Source organism: Stappia sp. BW2 (genome assembly GCF_008107695.1).
Classification (GTDB): Bacteria; Pseudomonadota; Alphaproteobacteria; order Rhizobiales; family Stappiaceae; genus Roseibium.
This window is the reverse complement of the sequence record NZ_VIRG01000066.1, coordinates 1,476,423-1,502,880: the sequence shown is the minus strand read 5'-3', so window position 1 is coordinate 1,502,880 and position 26,458 is coordinate 1,476,423. Positions and strand designations below refer to the sequence as shown.

24 protein-coding genes are annotated in these 26,458 nt (G+C 60.9%); 9 read left to right on the top strand and 15 right to left on the bottom strand.

Features of this window, described 5'->3' with window-relative positions; all coding sequences use genetic code 11:
- The first annotated feature begins 160 nt into the window (after positions 1 to 160).
- Both FMN63_RS18375 and pabB read left to right on the top strand, forming a co-directional pair.
- A complete protein-coding gene (locus FMN63_RS18375) occupies positions 161 to 1,660 on the top strand; it encodes a methyl-accepting chemotaxis protein (protein ID WP_148585534.1) in 1,500 nt (499 codons plus the stop codon).
- Between the two features lie 199 nt (positions 1,661 to 1,859).
- Entirely contained in the window at positions 1,860 to 3,719 is a 1,860-nt protein-coding gene (gene pabB, locus FMN63_RS18370; RefSeq protein ID WP_148585533.1) for an aminodeoxychorismate synthase component I, read from the top strand.
- 31 nt (positions 3,720 to 3,750) lie between these two features.
- Here pabB and FMN63_RS18365 read toward each other — a convergent pair whose 3' ends face one another.
- Complete coding sequence (locus tag FMN63_RS18365; RefSeq protein WP_148585532.1) at positions 3,751 to 4,395, bottom strand: nucleotidyltransferase family protein; 645 nt, start codon at positions 4,393 to 4,395, stop codon at positions 3,751 to 3,753.
- 196 nt (positions 4,396 to 4,591) lie between these two features.
- Between FMN63_RS18365 and FMN63_RS18360 the strand changes: the two genes are divergently transcribed.
- Positions 4,592 to 4,909, top strand: coding sequence for a hypothetical protein (locus FMN63_RS18360; protein WP_148585531.1), 318 nt, complete (start codon positions 4,592 to 4,594; stop codon positions 4,907 to 4,909).
- 355 nt (positions 4,910 to 5,264) lie between these two features.
- Positions 5,265 to 5,603 (top strand): hypothetical protein, encoded by a 339-nt coding sequence (locus FMN63_RS18355; RefSeq protein WP_148585530.1) that lies wholly within the window; start codon positions 5,265 to 5,267, stop codon positions 5,601 to 5,603.
- A 56-nt stretch (positions 5,604 to 5,659) separates the two neighbouring features.
- Here FMN63_RS18355 and pheT read toward each other — a convergent pair whose 3' ends face one another.
- The 3 genes from pheT to pheS are packed head-to-tail and all read right to left on the bottom strand — an operon-like array spanning position 5,660 to position 9,896.
- Complete coding sequence (gene pheT, locus FMN63_RS18350) at positions 5,660 to 8,077, bottom strand: phenylalanine--tRNA ligase subunit beta (protein ID WP_148585529.1); 2,418 nt, start codon at positions 8,075 to 8,077, stop codon at positions 5,660 to 5,662.
- A gap of 58 nt (positions 8,078 to 8,135) precedes the next feature.
- Positions 8,136 to 8,789, bottom strand: coding sequence for a phenylalanyl-tRNA synthetase subunit alpha (locus tag FMN63_RS18345; protein ID WP_148585528.1), 654 nt, complete (start codon positions 8,787 to 8,789; stop codon positions 8,136 to 8,138).
- Between the two features lie 24 nt (positions 8,790 to 8,813).
- Positions 8,814 to 9,896, bottom strand: a complete 1,083-nt coding sequence (pheS, locus tag FMN63_RS18340; RefSeq protein WP_148585527.1) for a phenylalanine--tRNA ligase subunit alpha — start codon at positions 9,894 to 9,896, stop codon at positions 8,814 to 8,816.
- A gap of 471 nt (positions 9,897 to 10,367) precedes the next feature.
- On the opposite strand from pheS, the gene FMN63_RS18335 reads away from it, so the two are divergent.
- Positions 10,368 to 11,324, top strand: a complete 957-nt coding sequence (locus tag FMN63_RS18335) for a YihY/virulence factor BrkB family protein (RefSeq protein WP_148585526.1) — start codon at positions 10,368 to 10,370, stop codon at positions 11,322 to 11,324.
- Positions 11,325 to 11,340: 16 nt separating this feature from the next.
- Here the strand turns inward: FMN63_RS18335 and FMN63_RS18330 are convergent, their stop codons facing one another.
- Positions 11,341 to 12,258: a LysR substrate-binding domain-containing protein gene (locus FMN63_RS18330; RefSeq protein WP_148585525.1), complete on the bottom strand. Its 918-nt coding sequence runs from the start codon at positions 12,256 to 12,258 to the stop codon at positions 11,341 to 11,343.
- Between the two features lie 132 nt (positions 12,259 to 12,390).
- Here FMN63_RS18330 and FMN63_RS29580 point away from each other — a divergent pair, with 132 nt between their 5' ends.
- Positions 12,391 to 12,528 (top strand): hypothetical protein, encoded by a 138-nt coding sequence (locus tag FMN63_RS29580; RefSeq protein ID WP_162855049.1) that lies wholly within the window; start codon positions 12,391 to 12,393, stop codon positions 12,526 to 12,528.
- 172 nt (positions 12,529 to 12,700) lie between these two features.
- Here FMN63_RS29580 and FMN63_RS18325 read toward each other — a convergent pair whose 3' ends face one another.
- Positions 12,701 to 13,105, bottom strand: coding sequence for a tautomerase family protein (locus FMN63_RS18325; protein ID WP_148585524.1), 405 nt, complete (start codon positions 13,103 to 13,105; stop codon positions 12,701 to 12,703).
- A 102-nt stretch (positions 13,106 to 13,207) separates the two neighbouring features.
- Here FMN63_RS18325 and FMN63_RS18320 point away from each other — a divergent pair, with 102 nt between their 5' ends.
- Positions 13,208 to 14,047: a LysR family transcriptional regulator gene (locus FMN63_RS18320; RefSeq protein ID WP_148585523.1), complete on the top strand. Its 840-nt coding sequence runs from the start codon at positions 13,208 to 13,210 to the stop codon at positions 14,045 to 14,047.
- On the opposite strand, the gene FMN63_RS29880 is transcribed toward FMN63_RS18320, so the two are convergent.
- Both FMN63_RS29880 and lepA read right to left on the bottom strand, forming a co-directional pair.
- Positions 14,048 to 14,629 carry a PhnA domain-containing protein gene (locus tag FMN63_RS29880; RefSeq protein WP_148585522.1) on the bottom strand — a complete coding sequence of 194 codons (582 nt, stop codon included), beginning with the start codon at positions 14,627 to 14,629 and terminating at the stop codon, positions 14,048 to 14,050.
- 181 nt (positions 14,630 to 14,810) lie between these two features.
- Complete coding sequence (gene lepA / locus FMN63_RS18310; RefSeq protein ID WP_148585521.1) at positions 14,811 to 16,616, bottom strand: translation elongation factor 4; 1,806 nt, start codon at positions 16,614 to 16,616, stop codon at positions 14,811 to 14,813.
- Between the two features lie 238 nt (positions 16,617 to 16,854).
- Between lepA and FMN63_RS18305 the strand changes: the two genes are divergently transcribed.
- Positions 16,855 to 17,370, top strand: coding sequence for a GNAT family N-acetyltransferase (locus FMN63_RS18305; protein WP_148585520.1), 516 nt, complete (start codon positions 16,855 to 16,857; stop codon positions 17,368 to 17,370).
- A gap of 16 nt (positions 17,371 to 17,386) precedes the next feature.
- On the opposite strand, the gene mepA is transcribed toward FMN63_RS18305, so the two are convergent.
- From mepA to FMN63_RS18290, 3 genes are all read right to left on the bottom strand, one after another.
- The gene (gene mepA, locus FMN63_RS18300) at positions 17,387 to 18,418 is read right to left on the bottom strand and encodes a penicillin-insensitive murein endopeptidase (protein WP_209001172.1); all 1,032 of its coding nucleotides are present in this window, start codon (positions 18,416 to 18,418) and stop codon (positions 17,387 to 17,389) included.
- Between the two features lie 119 nt (positions 18,419 to 18,537).
- Positions 18,538 to 19,623 (bottom strand): patatin-like phospholipase family protein, encoded by a 1,086-nt coding sequence (locus FMN63_RS18295; RefSeq protein WP_148585518.1) that lies wholly within the window; start codon positions 19,621 to 19,623, stop codon positions 18,538 to 18,540.
- Positions 19,624 to 19,836: 213 nt separating this feature from the next.
- Positions 19,837 to 20,640, bottom strand: a complete 804-nt coding sequence (locus FMN63_RS18290) for an alpha/beta fold hydrolase (RefSeq protein WP_148585517.1) — start codon at positions 20,638 to 20,640, stop codon at positions 19,837 to 19,839.
- A 223-nt stretch (positions 20,641 to 20,863) separates the two neighbouring features.
- Between FMN63_RS18290 and FMN63_RS18285 the strand changes: the two genes are divergently transcribed.
- On the top strand, positions 20,864 to 21,907 hold the full coding sequence (locus tag FMN63_RS18285) for a M42 family metallopeptidase (RefSeq protein WP_148585516.1): 1,044 nt from the start codon (positions 20,864 to 20,866) through the stop codon (positions 21,905 to 21,907).
- Positions 21,908 to 22,117: 210 nt separating this feature from the next.
- On the opposite strand, the gene FMN63_RS18280 is transcribed toward FMN63_RS18285, so the two are convergent.
- The 4 genes from FMN63_RS18280 to FMN63_RS18265 are packed head-to-tail and all read right to left on the bottom strand — an operon-like array spanning position 22,118 to position 26,452.
- Positions 22,118 to 22,795, bottom strand: a complete 678-nt coding sequence (locus FMN63_RS18280; protein WP_148585515.1) for a hypothetical protein — start codon at positions 22,793 to 22,795, stop codon at positions 22,118 to 22,120.
- Positions 22,796 to 22,839: 44 nt separating this feature from the next.
- Positions 22,840 to 23,520, bottom strand: a complete 681-nt coding sequence (locus tag FMN63_RS18275; protein WP_148585514.1) for an alpha/beta hydrolase — start codon at positions 23,518 to 23,520, stop codon at positions 22,840 to 22,842.
- Between the two features lie 15 nt (positions 23,521 to 23,535).
- A complete protein-coding gene (locus FMN63_RS18270; protein WP_148585513.1) occupies positions 23,536 to 24,801 on the bottom strand; it encodes a TCR/Tet family MFS transporter in 1,266 nt (421 codons plus the stop codon).
- Positions 24,802 to 24,850: 49 nt separating this feature from the next.
- Positions 24,851 to 26,452, bottom strand: coding sequence for a B12-binding domain-containing radical SAM protein (locus tag FMN63_RS18265; protein WP_148585512.1), 1,602 nt, complete (start codon positions 26,450 to 26,452; stop codon positions 24,851 to 24,853).
- Positions 26,453 to 26,458 lie beyond the last annotated feature (6 nt).

Genomic DNA, 26,458 nt, shown 5'->3' with positions numbered 1-26,458 from the left:
GCGCGGTGTTCGTCGGGAACAGAAACCGGGTGACACTCACCGGGACAGGCGAAGGGCAATCCTTCGCAGGTCCTGACACCTCGGGAGCCGGATTCGTGGCGCCTTCCTTTGTTGCGCAAGCCTGCAGACGATTGAGCGGTGTCTCTCTGGAGCAGATGAAATGAACATCGAGGAAATGTCTCAACCGGATCAGCTTTCCGGCCTGGACCGGTTCCGGCAGAAGTTTGCCCGAACGGTGATCCACTTTATCTGGATCAATGTCTTCCTCGTCATGGGTACGGCCTGGTGGGGCGGCAGCGTTTCGGTTGTCACCGTCTGCGGGGCTGCGCTGCTGCTCGGTGTGGCGGCCACCGGCACCTGGGTCAAATTCGGAGCCGGTGTCGAAACGCGCCTTGCCACGGCCATATCCCTTGCCGGTCTGGTTGCCCTGTTCGTGGCCGCGCTGGCGGTGCCGGACGGGCAAGTCTCCTATCAGCTCGATGCGCAGATATATTTCTTTGCTGTGCTGGCGGTCCTGGCAAGCTGGGTCGATTGGCGGGCGCTGGTCGCCTATGCAGCCGTGTTTGCCGTGCATCACCTTGTGCTGAACTTCGCCATGCCCTGGGCCATTTTCCCCGGTGGGGCGGATTTCACTCGCGTGGTGTTTCATGCGCTCATCATGGCTGCCGAAGTCGGCGGGCTGTGGTGGATGGCCAACAATCTGGCACAGGCGTTCGCCGTTTCCGACACGGAGCGCGAAGATGCAGAGGCTGCTCGTGCCGGGTCGATGGCGTTGCAACAGCAGGCTGCCCGGGACGAAGAAGCGGAGCGTGCCAAGCAGCAGGCCGTCAACGAACGCATCAGCGCGTTTGAAGGCGATATCGCTGCCAAGCTCGATGCTGTCGGCATGAAGGTGCGCGAAATGCGCGACGCAGCTTCCGACCTGGGAACGGTGACCGAAAACACCTCTGCGCGGGCCGGATCCGTGTCGGATGCGTCCGAAACGGCCTCGTCCAACGTGCAGATGGTTGCCTCCGCCGCCGAGGAGCTGTCGTCCTCGATTGCCGAAATTTCCCGTCAGGTCGAACAGACCACCAGCATCGTCGACAAGGCGACCGAGAACGCGCAAACCAGCAACCGCAAGGTTGCGGGTCTTGCCGATGCGGCCAGCCGGATCGGCGAGGTTGTCACATTGATCCAGGCGATTGCCGAACAAACCAACCTTCTGGCCCTCAACGCCACCATCGAGGCAGCTCGTGCCGGCGAAGCGGGCAGGGGCTTTGCGGTTGTCGCCGCCGAGGTCAAGGAACTTGCCACACAGACCTCCAAGGCAACGGAAGAGATCGGTGCCCAGATCGCGGCGATCCAGGCGGAAACCAAGGACGCGGTGGACTCCATCGGCATGATTGCCACGACAATGGATGAGGTCAACAGCTACACGGCCGCGATTGCTGCCGCTGTCGGCGAGCAGGGCTCGGCGACGCAGGAGATCTCGCGCAACGTGGCGGAAGCTGCAGACGGAACCGGACGTGTTGCCAACAACATCGAGGGCGTACGGGAAACGGTCGAACACACCAGCCACTCCGTCGGGTCCATGATCGAGGCGGCAGAGACCCTCGATCTGGAAACACAGGACATGCGCCGGGCAATCACTGCCTTCCTGAAGGACGTGGCTGCCTGAAACCGCATTCTTGCCAAGATGTGATTGCCTGAAACCGGCGGCCGGTTCGCCGGTTTTTTCATGCGCCCTGCCGTTTGAGGGCCTGCCGGGTTGACCTGATGCCGCTTGAATGCCATGAGCCGTTGGTAATGGACCAGCGGGCCGGTTGGAAACGTGCCATGCTGGTGGCATTCTTCACCCTTGCGGACACTGACGCCCTTTGACACCTGCCTCTCCCTTCCAGCCCGGATCGGTCCTTCTGCTGGACCTGTTGAAACAGCGGTCGGCGCTTCTGTTTCAGGCGCCGGAAGACGTTATCTCCTGCACACGGCTCAGCGAAGTCAGGGGCTGCCTTGAACGGCTTGAGGCGGCCCAGAACCAGGGGCGCCATGCCGCGGGCTTTCTCGCCTATGAGCTGGGGTTCGCGTTTGAGGAAAAGCTGCGGCAGCGGTTTCAGGAAACCGGCGAGCCCTTGCTGTGGTTCGGGCTTTACGGTGCGCCGGAGGAACTGGACCTTGCCGAAGCAAGAGCCCTGCTGGCAGGCGCTGCGGACGGGGGAAAAGCTGCCATCGGCAAGCCCGAGTTCGACATGGACAGGGCGGCCTACGACACGTCCTTCGCGCGCGTGCGCGACCACCTGGCGAAAGGCGACATCTATCAGGTCAACCTGACCATGCGTGCAAGGTTTCGGCACCAGGGGGCACCGGAGCAGATCTTCCAGGATCTGCTGCGCCGCCAGCCGGTGGAGTTTGCCGCCTTCCTGCGCCTTGAAGACCGGACGATCCTGTCACTCTCGCCGGAACTTTTTCTGGAACGCCAGGGAACACGCCTCAGAACGAAGCCGATGAAAGGCACTGCCCCCCGGGGGCGATACGCTTCGGAGGACTCCGCAATTGCGCGCACGCTTTCCAGCGATCCCAAGCAGCGCTCCGAAAACACCATGATCGTGGATCTGATGCGCAACGACCTGTCGCGCATTGCCGAAACCGGTACGGTGAAGGTGACCCGGTTGTGCGAGGTGGAGCGCTACCAGAGCCTTCACCAGATGACCTCCACGGTCGACGCCGAAGTGCCGAGCCACATCGGCTTTGCGCGCATCACCGAACACCTGTTCCCCTGCGGTTCGATCACCGGCGCACCGAAGCTCAGCGCCATGCAGATTGCCCACGACCTGGAGACAGCCCCGCGCGGCGTCTACACCGGCTCCATCGGTTACCTTGCGCCCGGCGGTGACTTCCGCCTGAACGTTGCCATCAGGACGCTGGTGCTGCGAGATGACGGCAGCGGCGAAGCGGGAACGGGGTCCGGCGTCATCTTCGACAGCGGCGCCTCTCCCGAATACGACGAATGCACCCTGAAGCTGAAGTTCATGAGCGAAGAAACGCCCGGCTTCGACCTGATAGAGACACTGGCTTATCAGCCGGGCGACGGTTACCTGCTTCTGGAACGGCATATGCAGCGCCTGCAGGCATCGGCCGCCTATTTCGGGTTCCGGTTCCAGGAAGAAGAGATCCGCGCGGAACTGCTGCGGCAGAGCCGAAGCTTTGCCGGTTCCAGGCGTGTGCGCCTGTTGCTGTCGGCAGATGGCGGGGTATCTGTCACCTCGGTGGAGCTTCCTGCCCCCGCTCCGGAGGCTGTGTTCAATCTGATCATCGCGCGCGAGACGACGCATTCGGCTGACAGGTTCCTGTTCCACAAGACCACCAACCGCGCCTTTTACGACGAGACGCGCGAGCGGTATCAGGCGGAAACCGGTTGCCAGGAAGTGCTGTTCGTGAACGAAAACGGTTACCTCACTGAGGGAAGCTACACGACCCTTTTCGTGAAGCAGAACGGCAAGTTGCTGACACCGGCCCTGCAACACGGGCTTCTGCCCGGCACGTTCCGCGCAGGCCTTCTGGAATGCGGTCTGGCGAGCGAGGCCGATCTCACGCTGCAGGATCTGCAGGAAGCCGAGGACGTCTACGTCGGCAATTCGGTGCGCGGTCTGATCCGCGGGCGTCTTATCTCAGAACAGGCAGCCGACTTCGGGCACCTGACCGCCGCTCAGCGGAATGAGACCACGCGCAAGACCGGTTGAAAACCGGTACGCAAGACGACCGCCTCACATCTCAGGCCTGTTCCCAGGGAAAAACCGTCAGCTCCGGCCAGAGCGCTTTCATCCGCTCCGCCTTTTCCGCATAGGTTTCCGGATTTGGCTGAGTGTAATTGGGCACCAGACGCATGCCGAACAGGTTGGCGAGGCCAAAAGGCGCATGCATCACCATGCGCCCGTCCTGCGTGAGCCTTGCTGCCACGGAATGGGTGCGCGAAGCATAGGTTGTCAGCGAATCCATCGAACAGTCGAGAGGACGATAAGGCCTGCCGAAACGGCTTTCGTACCACAGGTGGACGCGGGCCTGGTTTCGCACTTCCAGAAGGCGCGCCCAGTCGGGCAGGGCTTTGTTGACCTTGCCGATGACGGCGTCTTCAGCCTCGTAGGAAAGCTCCGATCCGTCGAAATAGATGATGTCGAAATCCTTGATGCCATGCAGCATCGGGCGGTTGGTGAGGACGTTCCAGACGGTCTGGTAGATGCCGCCCGACACCAGCCAGGCGTCCGGCAGAGCAAGATCACGGATTGTGGTCAGCATCTCCATCACGTGTGGCACGGACCTGAGGATCTGTTCCAGCCTTGTCAGCCGCGCCTCTTCACAAGCCGCATAGGGATCGCCCAGCCCTGCATCGCTTTCGTCCATCGGCAAATCGGCGTTCATGTGCGGATCCTCTTTTGTCGAGGAGGCAACCTATCCGATTCTGGAAGGGGCGTGCGCCGGGCAATGTAAAGAACGTGTGCTTGAAGATGCTGTGTAAAGGCATGCAGCCCCACCGCGTGGGGCCCGCTGCCGGCTTGACATGCGCCGTGTCGACGCCATCTGTTTCAGGGGCGCTTTGAGACTTCAGGAATTGCCGATGAATACCTTGTCACGCAAACATGTTATCGCTGCACTGGCCGCTTGCGGAGCGGTGCTTGTGACGGCTCTGCCGTCCGCAGCCCAATCCGGGCGGCCGAATTCCACTGCCATGTCATGTGGCCAGGCACAGTCCCTGATCAATCAGCGCGGCGCCGTCGTGATGAGCACCGGACGCTATACGTTCGACCGCTACGTGGCCAACCGCAGCTTTTGCCAGCACGGCGAAGTTACACGCCGCGCCTATATTCCGACCAAGGACAACGCGAAATGCTACGTGCTTCGCTGCGTCAATCCCCAGCCCTGGCGCTACGATTGAGCCAGGTCAGGGTGAAGGTCATTGCCCGCTACACTGCAAACGGTAACCGTTGCCAATATCAAACAGGGCTTAGTCGCGCCGCTTCCGTTGCCGGGCGGCACAGCCTTTGTTGCGTGCCGGTTCCAGGTGTTTTCCCGTTCGGGCGCAGCGTTTCTCTTGCATGCTCCAAAACAGAATGACGAGGCGGACGTCTTAACTGCCTTGCAGTCTTTTCCTGCTATTTCACATGCAGATGGAGCAATGCCGTGTTGCAATTGATAGCCGGTCTACAGATATGAAATACGGATTGCCGACTGCCGGAAAACCCGGACATTTAATACATGACTTCGCCTGACTACTCAGGAAAGGCCTTGCGATGAACGAGCATAATAAAAGAAAACCGCTTTCAATTGCGAAGTTCGCGCTTCAGGCAGGCCTGTTCATGGGGGCGGCTCTTGTGCCTGTGCTGCAGGCAGAAGCGCAGACCCGGCGTCAGCCGGACACGACACAGCTGACGTGTGTCCAGACCCAGGGTCTGATCAAGAAATTCGGTGCCATCAACCTGAAGTCCGGCCCTTACAAGTTCGACCGCTTCGTGGTCGACCGGAACCGGTGCTTTTCGGGACAGACCGTGCGCCCGACGTTCGTGCCGACAAAGGACGATCCGAAGTGTGCCGTTCTGGTCTGCGCCGAGTTGGGACAGACCCGCCAGTAAAAAAGGCCGCGCGATGATGTTTCGCGCAGCCTTCTTGCAGTGTTTTAAAAAACCGATCAGCTTCTCAGCGTGCCGCCGGTTGCCTTTTCGACATTGGCGATGATCTTCTTCGCAACGGCGTCGATTTCCTCATCGGTCAGAGTTTTCTGGCGCGGCTGCAGCGTCACGTCGATTGCAACGGACTTCTGCCCTTCCGGCACGCCCTGTCCTTCATAGATATCGAACAGCGTGACATCGTTGATCAGGGTCTTGTCCGCACCGCGGGCAGCTTTCAGCAGCGCCTCGGCCGAAACGTCCTTGCCGATTAGGAAGGCGAAATCGCGCTGCACCGGCATCAGTCCGCTCACATCGAGCGCGCCCTTGGAACGGCCACTCTTGCTCTTGGGTTCGGGCAGGGCATCGAGGAAGATCTCGAATGCGACCAGCGGTCCTTCGATATCGAGCGTCTGCAGTGTGCGCGGATGAACTTCACCGAACACCGCCAGGACGTTTTTCGGACCCAGCTTGAGGCAGCCGGACCGGCCCGGATGGAACGTTGCCGGTGCATCTGCCGACACCATCAGCTTGTCCACCGGTGCGCCGATGGCAGCCAGAGCCGCTTCGGCATCCGCCTTGGCGTCGAACACGTCAACGGTCTGGGAAACGCCCGACCAGTGGCGGCCTGCGCCCTGCAGCTTTGCAGAACCGCGGCGCACACCGGTTGCGACCATCTTCTGGCCTTCCGGCGTGTCGTTCTCGAACACCTGACCAATCTCGAACAGGGCAGCATTGCCGTATCCCCGGTCGGCATTGCGCTGGGCCGCCACAAGGAGGCCAGGAAGCAGGCTCGGGCGCATGTCCGACATCTCGGTGGAAATCGGATTGGCCAGCGCCAGCGCGGCACTGCCGCCGCCGAAGAGTTCGGCGTGATCCTTGGCGATGAACGACCATGTGACGGCTTCGTTGAAACCGCGGGCGGCCAGGGCCCGGCGCGCCTTGTTGCGGCGGATCTGGCCGGTGGTCAGCACCTTTTGCCCGACGGTGCCGGTACGTGGCAGCGGCGTGAACGGCACGCGGTCCAGACCGATGATCCGCACCACCTCTTCCACGAGGTCGGCTTTGCCTTCGATATCCGGGCGCCAGCTTGGCGCGGCCACCTTGACCGTGTCGCCGGAGCCTGAAATCCAGAACCCGAGCGATTTCAGCGTGACATTGGCTTCCGCAGGCTGAACATCGACACCAGACAGGCGCTTGATTTCCGAATAGGGGAACTCGATGATCTTGCTGGTTTCCGGCACGGACCCGGCCTGAACCGTTTCCGACGCCTCACCGCCGCACAGGTCCAGGACCATGCGCGTGGCATATTCCAGGCCCGGCATCATGTAGTTCGGGTCGACGCCGCGCTCGAAGCGGTAACGGGCATCCGTGTTGACGCCGAGCTTGCGGCCGGTTGCGGCAATGTCGTCTTCGTCCCACAGAGCGGATTCGATCAGCACATTGACGGTGTCTTCCGTACAGCCCGAAGGCTCACCGCCCAGAATGCCGCCGATGCTTTCCACGCCGTTGTCATCGGAAATGACGCAGATCGTGTCATCAAGCTCATAGGTCTTGCCATTGAGGCCGTCTATGGTTTCGCCAGACTTGCCACGGCGCACGACCAGATTGCCGTGAACCTTGTCGGCATCGAACACATGCAGGGGCCGACCCTGGTCGAAGGTGGCGTAGTTGGTCATGTCGACAAGCGCATTGATCGGCCGCAGACCGATGGCCGTCAAGCGGTCCTGCAGCCACTTCGGAGAAGGGCCGTTCTTCACGCCCTTGACCAGGCGCAGGCCGAAGGCCTTGCACATCGGTTTGGTGTCGCCGAAGTCCAGCGTTACGCCGACCGGGCAGGGGAAGGTGCCGCGAACCTGTTCATTGCTGCGTTCCTTCAGCTTGCCGAGACCGGCAGCGGCCAGGTCGCGGGCAATGCCGTAAACGCCGGTGCAATCCGGGCGGTTCGGGGTCAGGCCAATTTCGATGACCGGCTCGTCAAGCCCGGCCCACTCGGCATAGGTCATGCCCACCGGCGCATCTGCAGGCAGGTCGATGATGCCGTCATGTTCGTTGGAAAGTTCCAGCTCACGCTCCGAGCACATCATGCCGAAGCTTTCCACGTCGCGGATCTTGCCGACCGACAGCGTCACGTCGAGCCCAGGAACATAGTCGCCCGGCTTGCCGAGCACGCCGACAAGACCGGCGCGGGCATTGGGAGCGCCGCAGACGACCTGAACCGGATCGCCTTCGCCAGTGTCGACTTTCAGGACGCGCAGACGGTCCGCATTCGGATGCTGCTCGGCTTCCAGAACCTTCGCGATGCGGAACGGCTTCAGGCGGTCGGCGCGGTTGGTAACTTCCTCGACTTCCAGACCGATCAGGGTGAGACGTTCAACGATCTCCTCCAGGCTGGCGTCGGTCTCCAGATGCTCCTTGAGCCAGGAAAGGGTGAATTTCATCTTTCGATCTCTTCAAACTTGGTGCGGCATCAGAACCGCGAAACGGGATGTGGAGGCGTCAGTTGCCGAGCCGGTCCACTTCGGGGATGATGGTCGCAGCGCCGTAATTCTCGGCAAAACGGCGGCCAATGTCGGAAAAGTCACGGGTCCAGCCGCGCACCATCTCTGGCGTGATCTGCTGATTGGTTGCAATCGCCTGGGCGGCCTCGGTCTCGATCCGGTCACGCAGGATGCCCAGCTCGATCTGGGCTGCGTATTCGGCGCGGTATTTGCCAAGCCAACCCATGGCGACAATGACCACCATCACCAGAAGAGCAGCCGTGCTGGTCAGGCCGGCCCATTTCGCGGTGCCGCGGATACGGCGGTCGCTGGCGATCAGCACGATCGAGGCGATGGTCAGGAAGGCCACGATGTAAATCGCCTGCAGGAAGCTGTGGTACTTCTCGGTCGAGCTTTCCTCGTGACCGGCACGCAGACGCGTGATCCGGTCCCGAAGATACAGCAGCGCATCGGCTTCGGTGCCCAGTTTTTCGCGGAAATAGGTATCGCAGAAACGAAGGCGGCCCCGGTTCTCGATCTTTTCGGCGCAAGCCTCCAGGAACGAGGTCGGCGTCGCAACGCGCGTGTCCTTGTCGGCCGTCTGGGCCGATGCCGGCAACAGGGCGGCAGCGGTCAGCAGGACGGCAAGGACGATGCGGATCAGCAATGACATGGTGGCGCCCCCCAATTCAGGCGGTTAACTGGACAGACCACCGAACAGCGTCGGCAGGTCGAGTGGTCGGAACCCGTAATGCTGGATCCAGCGGACGTCGGCGTCGAAGAAGGCACGCAGGTCCGGCATGCCGTATTTCAGCATCGCGATACGGTCGATCCCCATGCCCCAGGCGAAGCCCTGGTAGACATCCGGGTCGAGACCGCAGTTGCGGATGACGTTCGGATGAACCATGCCGCAGCCAAGGATTTCCAGCCAGTCTTCGCCCTGGCCGATCTTTACTTCGCCGCCGGACCGGTCGCACTGGATGTCGAGTTCCATGGACGGTTCGGTGAACGGGAAGAAGCTCGGGCGGAAGCGCATCTTGATGTCGTCGACTTCGAAGAAGGCCTTGCAGAATTCGCGCAGAATCCATTTCAGGTGTCCGAAATGGCTCTCCTTGTCGATCACGAGACCTTCCACCTGGTGGAACATCGGCGTGTGGGTCTGGTCGCTGTCACAGCGGTAGGTCCGGCCCGGCGTGATGACGCGGATCGGTGGTTCCTGGCTGCGCATGGTCCGGATCTGGACCGGTGAGGTGTGCGTGCGCAGCAGCAGCCGTTCGCCGTCTTCCTTCGGATTGAAGAAGAACGTGTCGTGCATCTCGCGCGCCGGATGGCCTTCGGGAAAGTTCAGCGCGGTGAAGTTCAGTTCATCGGTTTCGATATCCGGGCCTTCCGCAATGGAAAAGCCCATGTCGGCAAAGATCGCCGTCAGTTCGTCGATAACCTGACTGACCGGGTGAATGCGGCCGGTTTCCACGGGTGTGGGACGCAGCGGCAGGGTGATATCCACCCGCTCGCTGGCCAGACGCGCTTCCAGCGCCGCTTCCGCCAGAACGTCCTTGCGGGCGGCGATTGCGTCGGTGATCTTCGCCTTCAGGCCGTTGAGGGCAGGGCCCATCACCTGTCGCTCTTCCGGCGTCATCTTGCCCAGCGTTTTCATCTGCTCGGAGATGGAGCCCTTCTTGCCAAGGGCGGCAACGCGGATGTCTTCCAGGGCGGCTTCGGTCCCGGCGCCTTCGATGGCGGCCAGAAGATCGGTTTCAAGGGTGTCGAGGTTGGACATGCGTACTCGGTCATCGGTTCGCGCGGTGCGCGCGGAGGTGTCGAAACAGAAAGTCGGGGTCTTTTAGCGAATAATCGCAGCGATTGCCACGGCCTCGTGCGCATTATTGCGTGAGGTCCCGAAGAGGAGAAAAGCGCCGGTATTAAAGCGCGTTAGCGCGTAAATCGTCCGCAGGCGGGGCCCTGCAGCTCAATGAGGCGCGCGTCGATCCCGGAAAGAGGCTGGGAGCCACTGGTCAGGCCGGAACGGCAGATATGTGCGGTGCAATCGCTCATGGGGCGCCAATGTAGCGAAAGGCGGAGCGATGGCAAGCGGAAAAGGCGGTCTGCCGCGCACAGGGTAGGGCGAATGCCGCCTGGTGGACGTTACGGAAAGGAACTCTATCCCGGTTAAGGCGTTACTCAATGGAGTTCCCTGCTGTTGACCGACGTCCGTGGACAGCCGGGCGATCGGGTAACGAAGGGGGCATGCATGACACGTGGAAGAGAAGCCGTCAGTCCGGAAGAGATCCCGGCGGCTGGGTGGCTGGACATTGGCTTGCGGGTCTGGAATGCACTCCAGCGCGATCACATCGATCTGATCGCCGCAGGCGTGGCCTTCTACGGCCTCCTGGCGATCTTTCCCGCCATTACCGCTTTCACCGCATTGTCCGGGCTCGTCGTCAAGCCGGCCGAGGTGAGCCGTCAGCTTGAGCTGATCGAGAGCGTTCTCCCAAGTGAAGCGTCCCAGATCATTCTCACGCAGGCGGCCGGCGTTGCCGGCAGCGAAAGCGCAGGGCTCGGTTTCGCGTTCATCATCGGTCTGGGCATTGCGGTCTATTCCACGGCGCGGGGCATGGCCAGCATCATGGAGGGGCTGAACATAGCCTATGACGAGGTCGAAAAGCGCAGCTTCATCGCACTGAAAGCCCGAACTCTGGCCATGACGTTCCTTCTTGTGTTCGCTCTCGTGCTGGGGCTTGTCTCTGCGCTGCTTTTGCCTGTCGTTTTCAGTTTCCTTGCCTTGCCTGACTGGCTTGAGGGGATCCTCTCCTCGGTGCGCTGGCTGATCCTTGGTTTGCTGACGATTACCGGTCTTTCCTTTGTCTACAGGTTCGGGCCCTCCCGAAAGGACGCCAAATGGAAATGGATCACGCCCGGGGCTGTCGTCGCCTGCCTGCTGTGGCTTGCCGCGTCCTACGGTTTTTCCGTCTACGTGGCGAACTTTGCCAGCTACAACAAAACCTTCGGCAGTCTTGCGGGCGTCATCATCCTGCTCATGTGGCTCTGGATTTCGGCCTATATTGTCTTGCTCGGCGCAGAGCTGAATGGCGAGATGGAAGCGCAAACGCGCCGGGACAGCACTGTCGGTCCGGATCGGCCAATGGGGGAGCGCGGCGCGGTGAAGGCCGATGTACTGGGCAAGTCCATTGCAGGTGTGGACACATGACGGAAGGTGAGAGGGCCTACTCCGCCACCGCGTCGGCGCCCTTGGGCCTGCCAATCGAGCCTTGAAGTTCTTCGCGCAGCCAATCGCCGAAGGCTTTCTTGGCCCTGGTCTGAGGGGCGTTCTTGCCGCTGATCAGCCAGTAGGCGCTGCCGGTGGCTGGCCGCTCCGGGAAGGGGGCGATCACCTGACCGGATTTGACCGCATAAACCGCGAGCGTTTCCCAAGCCAGGAACACCCCGTGCCCTGCGATTGCCGCATCAAGGCAAAGCGAACCGTCGGAGAAGGTCGGGCCATCCTGCAGAATGCTTTCATCGAGGCCGAAGAGATCCAGCCAGGTCTTCCAGGTGTACATTTGTCCGGGGTCGCGAATGATCGGCAGCTTGCCGATGTCTTTCGGCTCCCTGATCTGTTCCGCCAATGCCGGGCTGCAGACTGGAAACACCCGCTGGTGCAACAACTGCTCTGCCCTGACGCCCGGATAGGGCCCCTTGCCGACACGGATGCAAAGGTCGACATCGCTCATGTCCGGATCGACCAGATCCACGGTTGCTTCCACCCGAACCCTGACGCCCGGGTGCGCCTTGTTGAAATTCTTGAGATGCCACACCAGCCATTTGCCGGCAAAAACCGGGGCAACTGAGATCGTCAGGGCATCTTCGCGTCCACGCTGGGTGGTGGCGATGGCGGTTGAGAGCGAGGACATGGCGCTGGTCAGATGCGGCTGCATTGCAAGCACATGCGCGGTCGGCAGCAACAGGCGATTCTGCCGCTCGAACAGTTGCACTCCAAGCTGCGCCTCTGTCTTTTGAAGTTGCTGGCTGACGGCACCAACAGTAACCCCCAGTTCCTCGGCAGCCGCCTTGACGGAACCAAGCCGGGCAACGGCTTCAACGGCACGCAGGCCGGACAGATGAATGCGGTTGAGATTTTTCATTTAGAAAAGCTAAACTGAAAATCAGAATAAGTCGATTTTTTTGGTCAGTCGAAGCATCTATAGAAAGAGCATAGCTAAATTCAAAGAAGGAATTTGGCCATGCAAAAAACAATAATAAGGAGACTGAACCTCATGATGAAACTGTTTATGCGCCGCTACATGACGGCCCGCCCGGCATCCGCTTACGACCGTGCCGACCCGCTGTCCCATCCGGCAATCGTGCGTATGTCCCAGCGCGAACTGGCCGACTTGCCGCTCAACCGGCGCTAAGGCGGAAGGCCGGCTGAAAGGCCGGTCTGTGACCCTTCCGATCGACCCTCCGCAAGGAACGGCCGGTTGGACAAGAATTCCCAACCAGAAAACGGCGCCTGGGCGGCAAGCCCGGCGCCGTTTCTGTTTTGGGCGGCAAAGACAGCCAACGGCTGCTGTTATAGGGATCGGATCAAACCGCGACCGGCTGCCTGTCGGCATATTGTGCGACGCCGTGCCCGAACGACCAGTTTTCCAGCCTGGTTTCCACTAGATTGATGAAGATGTCTTCGGACCGGATACCGGCTTCGCGGGCAAGGCCCTTGGCGATCCGGGCAAACAGCGCCTTCTTCTGGTCGGCGCTGCGCGTGTCGCTGACGGTCAGTTGAATGATGATCAGGTCGTCGGACCGGTCGATGTTCATGAAATGACGGCCGAACAGGAAATCCTCGGGCGCATGTTCTGTAATCATCATGAACTTGTCGTCCTGCGGAACGCCGAAGGTCTCGCGCATGGCCTGATAGATTTCGTCCAGGATCACGGCTTTCTGGGCGGCGGTTTTGGAACCCTTCAGCAGGGAAACGTTGGTAAGCGGCATCATGTCCTCCGTCTTTCGGTGATGCCGCCAACCTTATTGCTGTGCTTATGATAACAGAAACAAATCTTTGATATTTCAAAAATCATAAATTAGAATGATTGTATGACCGATCTCGATATGGATCTCTTGCGCGCCTTCGTGCGTGTCGCCGAAACGGGCAGCTTCACGCGGGCAGGTCAGATGACGGGGGCCAGCCAGTCTGCTGTCAGCGTCAAGATCAAGAAACTGGAAGACCGCCTCGGCGACACCCTCCTCAGCCGTTCGCCGCGCTCCGTCCGGCTGACAAGCTTCGGCGCAAGGTTTCTGAGCGACGCGCGCAGCCTGATCGATCTGCATGACAGTGTAACGGCCCGCGTTTCCGGTCCGGCTGTTCAAAAACGACTGCGTTTCGGCATCAGCGATCATGCCGCTGGGGGCCGCCTGCCGGCCATTATCGCCTCGCTCAGCAAGGCGCTGCCGCAGCACCGCCTGCACGTTTCGGTCGGTTATTCCGATACGCTCTATAACGACTTCAAGGCAGGGCTGTTCAGCGCGGTCATGGTGCGTTCCGAGGATGTCGAGGGCACCGGCCGTGTGGCCTTCGAGGAAAACCTTGTCTGGACGGCTTCCCGGGCGTTCAGCTGGAGTGCGGGGACGGCTCTCCCCCTTGTGGCTCTTTCCGAGACATGCGCCCTGCGACGCCTGGCGGAGGGCACACTGAAAGAAGCTGGGATTTCCTATGAAGACGCCTTTACCGGCACCGGTGTTGGCGCCATCCAGGCAGCGGTCAGCGCCGGCCTCGGCATCGCCTGCCTCGACAGGCGCAACATTCCCGAAGGATGCCGGGAAGTTGGAGACCTCTATCGTCTTCCCGTCTTGCCGAAGACGAAGATGACGCTCTTCTGCCGGGAAGGTCCATTGGTCGCTTCTGCTATCCTTGCGGCCTTCCGCGACGCGGCCTGATCAGGCCTTCTTCACGAATTCCGTCAGGATGACGATGCGTTGATCGTTCACACGACCTTCGATCTGGGAAGCGTTGTCCGCAACAAGCGAGATGTTGCGCACGGCGGTGCCGCGTTTGGCGGTGAAGCTGGCGCCTTTGACCTTGAGATCCTTGATCAGGGTCACCGTGTCGCCGGCGGCAAGAACAGCGCCGTGGGTATCCTTGTGGACCACGCCGTCGTCTTCGTCCGTGCTGGCGCCAAGACCGGCCTTTGCCCAGGCGAGCGTGTCCTCTTCCAGATACAGCATGTCCAGAAGATCGCGTGCCCAGCTTTCATCCGGCATTCTGGAGAGCATGCGGTAGGCAACAACCTGAACCGGCGGAACCTGGCTCCAGGCGGCTTCATTCAGGCAAAGCCAATGCTTCGCGTCGATATCCGCAGTGCCCGAAATCTGATCCGCGCAGGTGGTGCAGGCGAGAACAGCCATATCCGCTGTGCCATCGGCATCCGGACCGACATCAAGAGGCTTCAACGCTTCAGTGGCACCACAGAATTCGCAGGCGTTGCCGGCGCGGTCGGAAAGGGTCTGTTCGATACTCATGGCAAAGCCTTGCTTGGGGGCGCTGCAGGCCGGCTGGTTCAGTCGGTCTATAGCCTTTCAATCAGGAGGGACGATGATTTCCGACGTTTGTCACGCCGGTTCGCAGAAGGCAAGTCCTGGACCTGATAAACGCGGGTGTTGATAACTGTTGCCACGCCCTGGCGGGCATGGCAGCGGTGTCTCAGTCGTCCATCTTCAGGGCCTGGATGAAGGCCTCCTGCGGGATTTCGACCTTGCCGAACTGGCGCATCTTCTTCTTGCCCGCCTTCTGCTTTTCCAGCAGCTTGCGTTTACGCGTGGCGTCGCCGCCGTAACACTTGGCGGTCACGTCCTTGCGCAGGGCCGAGATGGTCTCGCGCGCGATCACGCGGCCGCCGATGGCTGCCTGGATCGGGATCTTGAACATGTGACGCGGGATCAGCTCTTTCAGCTTCTCACACATGGCGCGGCCGCGGCGTTCCGCCTGGCTGCGGTGCACGAGAACGGACAGCGCATCGACAGGCTCTTCGTTGACCAGGATCGACATCCTGACGAGATCGCCCGCCCGGTAGTCCGAAATCTGATAGTCGAAAGAGGCATAGCCCTTGGAGATCGACTTCAGACGGTCGTAGAAGTCGAACACGACTTCGTTGAGCGGCAGGTCGTAGGTCACCATCGCGCGGCTACCGACATAGGACAGATCGATCTGAAGTCCGCGCCGTTCCTGACACAGTTTCAGGATGCCGCCCAGATACTCGTCCGGTGTCATGATCGTCGCCCGGATCCAAGGCTCGCGGATTTCGGTAATCTTCACGATATCCGGCATGTCGGCAGGGTTGTGAAGTTCCACTTCCGACTCGTCCGTCAGGGACATCTGGTAGACCACCGACGGCGCGGTGGCGATCAGGTCGAGGTCGAATTCGCGGTAGAGCCGTTCCTGGATGATTTCCAGATGCAACAGGCCAAGGAAACCGCAGCGGAAGCCGAAGCCGAGCGCAGCCGAGGTTTCCATTTCGAAGGAGAACGAGGCATCGTTGAGGCGCAGCTTGCCCATGGCAGCGCGCAGGTCTTCGAAGTCGTTTGCATCAACCGGGAAGAGGCCACAGAACACGACCGGCTGAGCCGGCTTGAAGCCCGGCAGGGCTTGCGTGCAGGGTTTCTTTTCCAGGGTGATGGTATCGCCGACGCGCGTGTCGGCCACTTCCTTGATCGACCCGGTGATGACGCCGATCTCGCCGGCCTTCAACTCGTCCACCTGCAGGAATTTCGGTGTCATGACGCCGACACGGTCAACATCATAGGCAGCGCCCGTGCCCATCATCTTGATCTTGTGACCCCGCTTCAGGGAACCGTCGATCACACGGACGAGCACCATCACGCCGAGGTAGGTGTCGTACCAGCTGTCGACCAGCATCGCCTTCAGCGTGGCGTCCGGATCGCCTTCCGGCGGCGGCAGCTTGGTGACGATCGCTTCCAGCACGTCGTCGACGCCAAGACCCGTCTTGGCCGAGATCATGCAGGCTTCCGACGCATCGATGCCGATCACATCCTCGATCTGTTCCTTGATCCGGTCCGGTTCGGCCGCGGGCAGGTCGATCTTGTTGAGGACGGTGACGATCTCGTGGTCGTTGTCGATGGCCTGATAGACGTTGGCCAGCGTCTGCGCTTCCACACCCTGGGAGGCATCGACCACCAGCAGCGAGCCTTCACAGGCTGCAAGCGAGCGGGACACCTCGTAGGCAAAGTCCACGTGGCCCGGCGTGTCGATCAGGTTCAGCGTATACTGTTCGCCGTCCTTGGCATTGTAGATCAGTCGCACTGTTTGCGCCTTGATCGTGATGCCGCGCTCGCGTTCGATATCCATCGAATCGAGCACCTGCTCGGTCATTTCGCGTTCGGTCAGCGTGCCTGTCATGTGGATCAGGCGGTCGGCCAGCGTCGACTTGCCGTGATCGATATGAGCCACGATGGAAAAGTTGCGGATGTTGGAAAGCTTCTTCGTCGTCATGGCCGCCCCTTTACCACTGCAATTCGATTTCGCCTAGTAGATTGAAGCCTGCGCGCGTTGAATTCCGGTGCTTTTTTGCACCTATCGCCGAATGCGGGTTCTCCGACGGCAGCCGGGATCTGCCGCCCCCGGTAAATGACGCAGTGCATGGGAGGCATTTGTCATGGAAATTCAAACTCAAAGTTTGATGCAGAATGCATCGGCAAAGGCGATTTGAACAACCTGACAAGAGTTATCGATGTTAATCCGCAATGCAGAACCGAGGGACGTTCCGGCAATTCTGGAGCGCTATAACCAGGCCGTGCGCGAGACGACGGCAGCCTGGACCAACCAGGAAGAAACGCTGGACCAGAGACTGAGCTGGTACGAGGGGCGGGTGAAGGAGGGGCTGCCGGTTCTGGTGGCGGTCGATCACCACGATGCTGTGCTTGGTTTCGCCAGTTTCGGGCCCTTCCGCCCGCGCGAGGGCTATCGCCTGACGGCGGAACACTCCGTCTATGTCGACCCGGCGATGCAACGGCGCGGCATTGGCCGCGCGCTTCTGGAACGCCTGATGGAGATTGCCGTCGGCAAGAGCCTACACGTGCTGGTCGGCGTGATCGACGGCAGCAATACGGCCTCCATCGCCTTGCATGAGAAACTCGGCTTTGATGTCGCCGGGCGCTTGCCGGAAGCCGGCACCAAGTTCGGTCGCTGGCTGGATCTCGTCTTCGTGGCCAAGGTCTTGCAGCCGATGCAGCCGCCGGACGCTTAAGGGGACGAGGCCAACCTCAATTTGCCGTCAGCACATTCCGGCAGTCATTCGGCAAGGCGGAGAGCGCCATCGGGCGTTTCTTGACCACCTTCGGAGGCTCACCCGGCTTGGGCGGGTTTTTCGGCACCCAGGGCTCATCCGACAGCCAGTAGGTAAGTTGGGCGCCACAGCCGTCGCCGGGGGGCGGCGGGTTCTGGTTCTTGCAGCCGGCACTGCCTTTCGGGCAGGCCAGGCGCACATGGAAATGATAGTGGTGACCCCACCACGGGCGCACCTTGCGCAGCCACGAGCGGTCGCCGCCCCTCTGAAAATCGCAGAGGGCCTTCTTGATCGCCGGACTGACGAAGATACGGGCCACACGCTTGTCTGACGCAGCGAGCCGGATCAGCTTGGCGTGTGTGTCGGACCATTTCCTCGGGTCCACCCGTCGGTCGGCACCCTTGACGTCCATCGGGCCGATCAGCATCGAAGTGGCGGAGATCTCTTCCCGTTCCTGTGGGGTGAGGCGGCGGTTCGGCATCTCCGTCAACCAGATGTCGGCGTCGAGGCCGATCTGGTGGCTGGCATGGCCGGATGTCATCGGTCCGCCGCGTGGTTGAGCGATATCGCCGACAAGCAATCCGTTCCAGCCGACCTTCGGGGCGTCATTCGCCAGGTCCTCGAGATAGTCGATCAGGACCGGGTGGCCCCAATTGCGGTTTCGCGACAGGCGCATGGCCTGCCAGGTCGGTCCATCCGTCGGCAGCTCCGCGCCGCCTGCCAGGCACCCCTTGGCGTAGGACCCGATCGAGCGGGCTTTCAGATTGGCAGGGCCTGTTGCGGCCCCGAAGTAGTCACGCGCTGGCTGGTTTCCATAAAGCACCAGCTTGGGCTTCTGCGCGACATAGCCTTCCGGAACGTCGCGTTTCTTTTCCGGTATCGGCACACCGGCCACCAGCTCGACAGTGGGCGAATAGGTCTCGGAGACAGGCTCGCTCGGCTTGGCGGTTGGCACGGGTGCGGCTGACGCGACAAGGCAGGAAAACTGCAGGGCTGCCGCAAATGCCATCAGGCCGGACACCGAAAGGGTCCGGCCGCTTCTAATGCCTGTTCTGCCCGCTCTCACGTTGAAACCTCGTGCGCCCGTCTGAGTGTTCAGCCGCCGTCGACCGCCAGCCATTTCAATCCTCAGGCAGCATGCACCAAATCGGGTGTCTCCGCATCCGATTCGCTCTCATGCACATGCGCGGCGATCATGTCGGCAAGGGTATCCAGGAAAACGGTGTTGTCCCGGATCACCCGGTCCGCCGCGCCGTTGAGCGTGATGATGTTGCCTGGCCGGGCGTTGTCGATGTCCTCGGCTTCCGCAGGCAGTTCGCCATCGAGCCGGTGATAGCTCACGTTCGGCAGTTCGGCGAAGAGCTGGCGTGCCTCGTCGGAGGTTGTCTGGCTTTGGGCATCGGCCAGGATCGACATCAGCGGCGCTCCCTTGGAAGGCTGCAGCCAGCCCAGAGCACCCCAGCCGACGGCATCCTTGTAAAGGAAGGACCGGCTCGGCGCCCGGCCGGTGCCGAGCGACAGAATGACGATCTCGTCGTCACCCCAACCCAGATTACGGGCCTCCAGATAAGCTGCGATGGTCGGATCCTTCATGAAGACCGTTCCATCGATCAGCGCTTCCTCTCGCCGGCGGCTGAGGTTCTCAACACGGGCCGGCTCGAAATAGGACGGGGTTGCGGTGGTCGCGCGCACCGCCTGCCAGAAGTAATAGTCATCCGGCCGGCCGCCGCCAGCTTCGAGACCGTTGGTCAGGAACACTGCCTTGCGCTGTTCCAGATCATAGGCGGTCAGCACGAGATGGGTGAGGCCGCTGGCCATGGACGTCCAGCCGAACCGTTCTTTCAGCATCTTTTCCAGCGGGCGCGGATCGTAGGTTTCGTCGAACAGGCCGAGCGAGCTGGTAACGCTGCGCGCCAGCCGTGCCGAGATCGAGGATTTGAAGATCTCCCGCGCATCGCGCTCGAAGAAGCCGCGGAGTTCGGTGATGCTTGCAGCAGGCGCGCCGGCGGAGCCGCCAGGACGAGGCGCGGACAGACCGGCAGCAATCAGGCCGCCGGTGGAAGATCCGGCCATCAGATCGAAAATCTGGTGCAGGGGCGTGTTGACGCCTCGCTGGCTCAATCGGCTTTCGAGGGTTTCAAGCAAGCGGAGCGGAATGAGGCCGCGAATGCCGCCGCCGTCAATGGAAAGAATAAAACGTTTTTTCTGGGCCATGGGGTTCCCCGGGGGTCGTCGCAATGGAAGGCGATACATCTCTCCGGAAAGACGGGAGACGCTTTTTGCTTACCGATAGAATGTTGTCATCAAATGCGACACTGCAATGGCAAAGTGAAAAACAGGTGGACGATTTTTCGAAATTGGCGAGCAAGAAGTTAAACCGGACCGGCGCATCTGCAAAGACTCTGCGCGGATTGCCCGAAACCGGCTTCAGGAAGCATTCGCCAGGAAACCGCAGATGGTATCGACCAGCACCTCCGGACACTCCCTGTGCGGGATGTGGCCCGTATCGGGCAGCACGACCTTTTGTCCGCCGGTGCTCCTGGCGATGTGTTCCGGATGACGTGGTGAGCCGTATTCGTCAAGCGCGCCATGGATGGCAAGGGTGTTACAGCGGACACCGGCAAGCGCATCGTCGAGGGACCAATCGGCAAAGGCTGGCGAGAGCCATGATTCCGTCCAGGCATTCAGAACCCAGCGCGCTTTGGCACCGTGGTAGCGGGTCAGCCTGTCGAATGCGTCCGGATCGGCAAAGGCGGTGCGGGCTTCGCGGACCCCTTCCAGGGTGCGGTGTTCGATCAGGGCCTGGGCTGCAATCGTCACCAGGGCCGTGACCCTGTCCGGGTGCTGCGCGGCCGTATGCGCGGCCATACCACCTCCCACGCTGTGGCCGCAGGCAACGAAGCGGCTGAGCCCCAGTTGCTCGCACAGGACTGGCACCACCGTCCTGCCTTCGTCGGCGATAAAGCTGGCAGGCAGGGTATCGCTAAGTGCCGAGGATTGCCCGAAACCGGGCCTGTCATAGGCAATGACAGTGCGTCCGCTGGCAAGGGCAAGACGTTCTGGAAAATCGCGCCAGAGGGCAATACATCCGAGGGAGTCGTGAAACAGAAGCACCGGTGCCTTGCCGGGCAAATGGTCTTCAGGTGTCCAGATGCGAACATGAACGGTGCTGCTGCCGACCGGGACGGCCTGTGTTTCAACGTGGACAGTGCCGGACAAGAGAGAGGTCAACGTGAATTGCCTTTCCAAAAGAGTGTAGCGCGGTGCCTTTTTCAGGCGGCGGGACGGACCGAGGGGTCTTTTTGAGCGCACGTGCGATGTTCCACCGAGGCTTATCGCAGCCTGTAGGCCCGCAACAAGCCTCTCTTTTCGAACTATTCCGTCTTGGCTCTTTATCCCGTGCGGCCTTTCGGACTAGGATCGAGCCAATTTTCCAACCTTTACAGGAAGTTTCATGAATATCGATCTTCTTCGCCGTCTTTGCGAAACGCCGGGTGTTCCGGGTCACGAACACCGGGTCCGGGACCTGATTCAGGCCGAAATCAAGGGCTTGTTCGACGAGGTTACCGTCGACCCCATGGGCTCGCTGCTCTGCCGCCGGGACAGCCGCAAGTCCTCCAAGAAGGGCACCCCGAAAAAGGTCATGCTCCTGTGCCACATGGATGAGATCGGCTTTCTGGTCTCCCATGTCACGGACAAGGGCTTCGTCCATGTGCAGCCGGTCGGGGGCTTCGATGCCCGCAACCTGTTCTCCCGCCGCGTGCTGGTGTCTACCGACGAAGGTGACTTCAAGGGCGTGATGAACCCGGGTGGCAAGCCGATCCACATTTCTTCGCCGGAAGAGCGCAAGAAGGTGCCGGAACCCAAGGAATTCGTCATCGATATGGGCCTCGGCGAAAAGACCAAGGACATCGTCAAGGTTGGTGACATGGTCACCATGGATGAGCCGCTGATCGAGATCGGCGACAAGGTCGTCTCCAAGGCGCTCGACAACCGCATTGCCTGCTGGCTCGGCATCGAGGCGATCAAGGGCCTGGGCAAGGCCAAGCATGATTGCGAGATTCACGTCGCCTTCACCTGCCAGGAAGAAGTCGGCCTGCGCGGCGCGCGGACAGCGTCTTTCGCCATTGCTCCCGACATCGGATTTGGCATCGACACCACGCTTTCCTGCGACACCCCGGGTGTTCCCGAACAGGATCGCACCACGGTGCAGGGCGAAGGCTTCGGTCTGCACGTGAAGGATTCCAGCTTCATTGCGGACCGGGACCTGGTGAAGGAAATCGAAGCCATTGCGGTCAAGGAAAAGATCCCGTTCCAGCGCACCATGCTGGCCGCTGGCGGTCAGGATGGCGCTGCCGCCCAACAGGCCGCTGCCGGTGCCAAGGCCATCGGCATCGTTGTCGGGACCCGCTACATCCATACGGTCACGGAAATGATCGACAAGGGCGACCTTCAGGCCGCGCTCGACATCATCGTCGCCTACCTGAAAAAGGCATAAGGCACTGAGAAAGGGGAGCTTCGGCTCCCCTTTTTGTCTCTGACCGGGAGGTCGAAGTCCTTGGGTTGGAACCACGGCTGATCCTCCGTGGCGTGTCATCCCGTTTTGTCGCCTCAGGGGGGAGACCGCATTCAGTAAAGGCCTTTACGGCCGTATTTCGAGGCCAATCAGCCCCTCAAGATGCGGGAAAACGCGCGGAAGCGTGTCGCTTCAGGCCACGAGGCCCAGAAGGTTGGAAACCTGGTCGCCGGTGCCTGCGTAAAGCTCGCTGACGGCAGCGCTCTGATAGCTGAAGGAGCCGTTGTCGAAGTTGCCTTCGACAGAAGAGGCGTTCGCCGAGCGGACGGAAAGCCCGGTTTCACTGTCGTAGGACACCCGCTCGAAGGACACGAACTGCGCGGAAACGGTTTCACCGCCAATCTCGGCTTCAATCGTGGTCGTTGAAATGGTCGCGCTTTCATAGGCCACATTGGCCGACGCGCCGCTTTCCTCTTCACCAAGAGCCGCCTTCAGTTTGCCGGCGGTCTTCTGATAGTCCTCGACAGTCGCAAGTGCGCCGTCTTTATCCTCGTCGTCGTCCTTGACGTTGCCCTTGCCTTTTTCAACCGCATCCTGAAGCGCCGCGATCACGACCGCATCTTCCTCGGCCTGTTTGCTGGCAGCTTCCAGAACGCTGACGGCAGGGGATTTGTCATGCCCGTTGCGTTGGCCGATCTCGTGACCATAGGCGTTGCCCTTGGGATCGTTCTTCTGGCCTTCTGCGCCGCCATTCGAAAAGGAAGCCGAAAAAAGGCTTGTGCTTTGCGTGGTGGTTTCGATGGAAATCTGCATGGCTTCGGATCCCGGCTCGTCCGGCCCTTCCTGGTCCGGTACAGTTGCAGAAATCATCCCGCAAAACCGTTAACAGGCCATTAACCAATCCCGGGCCGTCCTTACACCGGCCTGACGGACCCAAACGCCTTTTCCAGAAACCGCCCGCCCAGCACCATGCCGCGTTCATCGATGGAATGACCGAGGCCCGACAGCAGATGCAGGCTGGAAGAAACCCCGGCATCTTCAAGTGCGTGTTGCGCCGCCTCCGCGTGATAGCTGGCAACCACATCGTCCGCCTCGCCATGCACGATCAGCACAGGGCTCTGCGTATTGATCGGATCAAGGCGTCCGGCCCCTGGCAACAAACCGGAATAGCCAATCAGCGCTGCCGGGGGAGACGGGCGGCGCAGGCCGCATTGAAAGGCCATCATGGCCCCCTGGCTGAAGCCAACCAGTGCCAGTGAACTGTCGTTGAGAGAATGACGGGCCAGTTCGTCGTCCAGAAACCGGTCGAGCACCGGCTGGGCGGCTTGCGCGCCAAGGCGGTATTCGTTGATGTCGCGTTCCTCGAGCGCAAACCATTGCCGCCCGCCGAGTGCTTCGAAGGGCAGGTGCTCCGGAGCGTTCGGTGCGACGAAGGCGGCGTCGGGAAGCTGTCCCTGCCAGGCGCGCCCAAGGTCGATGAGGTCCGGGCCATCGGCTCCGTAGCCATGCAGGATCACCACCAGTTGGCGGGCGGCATTGCCCGAAGCCGGCGCCAGACGGGGGCCATCGAGACGGGGAGGGAAAGTGGCTGGCACGATAGGGAACCCTGATTATTGAGCTGGCGTCTTCCGGTCGGCCGTCTCGGAGGGAGACGGCAGTTTTTCCTGAAGACGCATGAAGGGAAGGGCGATCAGCATGGCAACGAGGATCAGTAGACTTGCAAGGGCGAACGGTGCCCCGGGAAAGAAAACTGCCGCGTTGGGTCCTGAAAACGTGGCGAAGGCCTGTGTCATGACCAACGGGCTGACAACCATGGAAAGGCCCGCGGCACTTGCGATCAGACCCTGCAGTTCGCCTTGTGCGTTATCCGGCACGCGAACCGACATCAGACCGGTGAGGGCGGGCGTTGCCATCGCGCCGAGCGCTGCGAAGGAGATCAGCAGATAGGCCATCCAGCCCGCATCGGCGACGGCAAGGCCGGTGAAGGCTATGAGGTTGGCCACCAGGCCGATGAAGAGCGTCCGGCCAGGCCCGAGCCTGGGTTCCAGAACGCGGATCAGATATCCCTGAACGAAGGCAAAGCCGACGCCGACAGCGGCCAGTGACAGGCCGATATCGCCGGGGCTCCAGGCAAAGACTTCCTCCGCATAGTAGCTCCAGACGGAGGGATAGACGTAATGGGCGATGTCGAACAGGAAGACGGCCAGAAGCAGCGTACGCACCGAGGGATACACGGCGATCTGCTTCAACGCGCCGAACGGGTTGGCGCGTCTCCAATCGAACTGCCTCCTGTTTTCGTCCTTCAGTGTTTCGGGCAGCATGAAATAGCCGAACAGGAAGTTGACGAAGGAGAGGCCCGCAGCCGCATAAAACGGTGCGCGAGAGCCGTATTCACCCAGGAACCCGCCGATCATCGGCCCGAGCACGAAGCCGACACCAAAACCAGCGCCAACAAGCCCGAAGTTTTTCGCCCGGTCCTGCTTGGAAGACACATCGGCGATAAAGGCGGAAGCCGCGGAGAAGGTTGCTCCGGAAACACCTGCCAGCGTTCTGCCGACGAACAGAACGGCCAGATGCCAGGACAGCGCCATGATCAGATAGTCGACGGCCATGGCGAACATGGACACCAGAAGGACCGGACGGCGGCCGAAACGGTCTGCCAGATTGCCAAGCGTCGGACCGAAGGCGAATTGCATCAGGGCGTAGACGACACTGAGCGCGCCGCCCCAACGGGCAGCTTCGCTCACGGGCAGCGAAGTGAGTTCGGTCAGAAGCGAGGGCATGACCGGCATCATCAGGCCGATGCCCATGGAGTTGAGAACCAGCGTGACCAGGATGAACCCGAGCGCGCTGCGATTGGAGATACCGGACCGCAAGCCTTTTCCGCCAATTCCGTCAACTGAAGGTGGCTGTGATCTTACCCGATTATTCGGCGGCGACCAGTGACGGCTGTTCCCAGTTGCCCTTTTCGATATCGGCAATCTGCTTGTCGATCTGGCCAACGACGAACCGCGAGAACGGCCCCAGGTGCACATAAAGCGCCAGCATCATCATCACCGGTTTGATGGCCCGGAAGTTGGTGAATGTGGTCTTGATCAGCGTTTTCCAGAACGGTCCGCGGTAGGTGGTTTCCTTGAAGGTCATCGCCAGGATAAGACGGCCGAACAGCTTGATGTCATGGAAAAAACCAGCGCCGAAAATCGAGCCGTTGGCACCGCTCATGTCAAGCATGGAGGCAACCTTCTGGACGCGGCCGAAATAGGCCTCCGGCCCATAGACCTGATCGATGACCTTCTTGAAGTCTTCCAGGATCTGCGCGCGCGGGCGAACGGTGGTGAAGTTGAGACCGGCGGTACACTGGTCGCCATGCTCCGTGTCCGGATCATCGGTGGCAAAGTCGGCATGCAGGCGGCCTTCCTTGGCGAGCCGGCGGGTCAACTGGGTGTTGGGCAGGGCATAGAGCAGCCCGGTCATGGCAACCGGGATCGCGGCCTCCTCGATCAAAGCGGAGATCTCTTCTGCCACCTTGTCGCTTTCCTCATCGAAGCCGACGATGAAGCCCGCCAGCACGAAGATGCCGGCGTCGTAGATCTTGTGGACGCTCTTGGCGATGTCGCGGCGGGTGTTCTGCTTCTTGCGCGTTGCCACCAGAACTTCGGGATCGGGGCTTTCGATGCCGATGAAGACGGAGAAATATCCGGCCTGCTGCATCATCGTCAAAAGGGCTTCGTCGTCGGCAAGGTTCAGGGACGCTTCCGTCGACATTTCGAACGGATATTTGCGCTCCTTCTGCCACTTTGCCAGCTCCGGAAGAAAGCCCTTCACGGCCTTCTTGTTGCCGATCAGGTTGTCGTCAACGAAATCGACATGGCCCCGGTACCCAAGCTCGTACAGACGGTCGAGTTCGGCCAGCATCTGGTCATTGGTCTTGGTGCGCGGCACCCGGCCATAAAGCTCGATGATGTCGCAGAATTCGCAGGTGAACGGGCAGCCGCGAGAATATTGCACGCCGATCTGCACATAATCGTCGAACTTCAGCAGGTCGAACCGCGGAATAGGGCTGGAGGCGACGTCGGCCTTGAATTTCTCGGCTGAGAAGCGGCCGTTGCGCGCGCCTTCCTTCCAGGCGTCGATAAAGGTGCTGAGAATGCCCTCGGCTTCTCCAAGCACAAGGAAATCCGCCCCTTCGTAGACTTCGGGAGAGGAAGTCGCATCCGGCCCGCCGACAACAACGGGAACGTTGTTTTCCTGTGAACGCCGGATAACGCCGAGGCAATCGGCCTGCTGGGGCAGCATGCCGCCAGTCATGACCATATCGGCCCAGTCGAGATCGTCATTCGTCAGGTCGCCCGTGTTGCGGTCAATCAGACGCACATTCCAGGTGTCCGGCAGCATTGCAGCGACGGTGATCAGGCCGAGAGGAGGGGCGGGATATTTGGCTCCCACCATTTCGCAGGTTGCACCATAGTTCCAGAATGACCCGGCATTGAAGCGCGGATACACCAGTAGAACATTGCATTCCGACATTAAGGG

Bases quoted from the DNA above. Each gene is read 5' to 3' on its own strand.
- FMN63_RS18375 (WP_148585534.1), top strand. From the start codon at position 161: ATGAACATCGAGGAAATGTCTCAACCGGATCAGCTTTCCGGCCTGGAC.
- FMN63_RS18365 (WP_148585532.1), bottom strand. From the start codon at position 4,395: ATGAACGCCGATTTGCCGATGGACGAAAGCGATGCAGGGCTGGGCGAT.
- FMN63_RS18360 (WP_148585531.1), top strand. From the start codon at position 4,592: ATGAATACCTTGTCACGCAAACATGTTATCGCTGCACTGGCCGCTTGC.
- FMN63_RS18355 (WP_148585530.1), top strand. From the start codon at position 5,265: ATGAACGAGCATAATAAAAGAAAACCGCTTTCAATTGCGAAGTTCGCG.
- pheT (WP_148585529.1), bottom strand. From the start codon at position 8,077: ATGAAATTCACCCTTTCCTGGCTCAAGGAGCATCTGGAGACCGACGCC.
- FMN63_RS18345 (WP_148585528.1), bottom strand. From the start codon at position 8,789: ATGTCATTGCTGATCCGCATCGTCCTTGCCGTCCTGCTGACCGCTGCC.
- pheS (WP_148585527.1), bottom strand. From the start codon at position 9,896: ATGTCCAACCTCGACACCCTTGAAACCGATCTTCTGGCCGCCATCGAA.
- FMN63_RS18335 (WP_148585526.1), top strand. From the start codon at position 10,368: ATGACACGTGGAAGAGAAGCCGTCAGTCCGGAAGAGATCCCGGCGGCT.
- FMN63_RS18330 (WP_148585525.1), bottom strand. From the start codon at position 12,258: ATGAAAAATCTCAACCGCATTCATCTGTCCGGCCTGCGTGCCGTTGAA.
- FMN63_RS29580 (WP_162855049.1), top strand. From the start codon at position 12,391: ATGATGAAACTGTTTATGCGCCGCTACATGACGGCCCGCCCGGCATCC.
- FMN63_RS18325 (WP_148585524.1), bottom strand. From the start codon at position 13,105: ATGCCGCTTACCAACGTTTCCCTGCTGAAGGGTTCCAAAACCGCCGCC.
- FMN63_RS18320 (WP_148585523.1), top strand. From the start codon at position 13,208: ATGACCGATCTCGATATGGATCTCTTGCGCGCCTTCGTGCGTGTCGCC.
- FMN63_RS29880 (WP_148585522.1), bottom strand. From the start codon at position 14,629: ATGAGTATCGAACAGACCCTTTCCGACCGCGCCGGCAACGCCTGCGAA.
- lepA (WP_148585521.1), bottom strand. From the start codon at position 16,616: ATGACGACGAAGAAGCTTTCCAACATCCGCAACTTTTCCATCGTGGCT.
- FMN63_RS18305 (WP_148585520.1), top strand. From the start codon at position 16,855: ATGTTAATCCGCAATGCAGAACCGAGGGACGTTCCGGCAATTCTGGAG.
- mepA (WP_209001172.1), bottom strand. From the start codon at position 18,418: ATGGCATTTGCGGCAGCCCTGCAGTTTTCCTGCCTTGTCGCGTCAGCC.
- FMN63_RS18295 (WP_148585518.1), bottom strand. From the start codon at position 19,623: ATGGCCCAGAAAAAACGTTTTATTCTTTCCATTGACGGCGGCGGCATT.
- FMN63_RS18285 (WP_148585516.1), top strand. From the start codon at position 20,864: ATGAATATCGATCTTCTTCGCCGTCTTTGCGAAACGCCGGGTGTTCCG.
- FMN63_RS18280 (WP_148585515.1), bottom strand. From the start codon at position 22,795: ATGATTTCTGCAACTGTACCGGACCAGGAAGGGCCGGACGAGCCGGGA.
- FMN63_RS18265 (WP_148585512.1), bottom strand. From the start codon at position 26,452: ATGTCGGAATGCAATGTTCTACTGGTGTATCCGCGCTTCAATGCCGGG.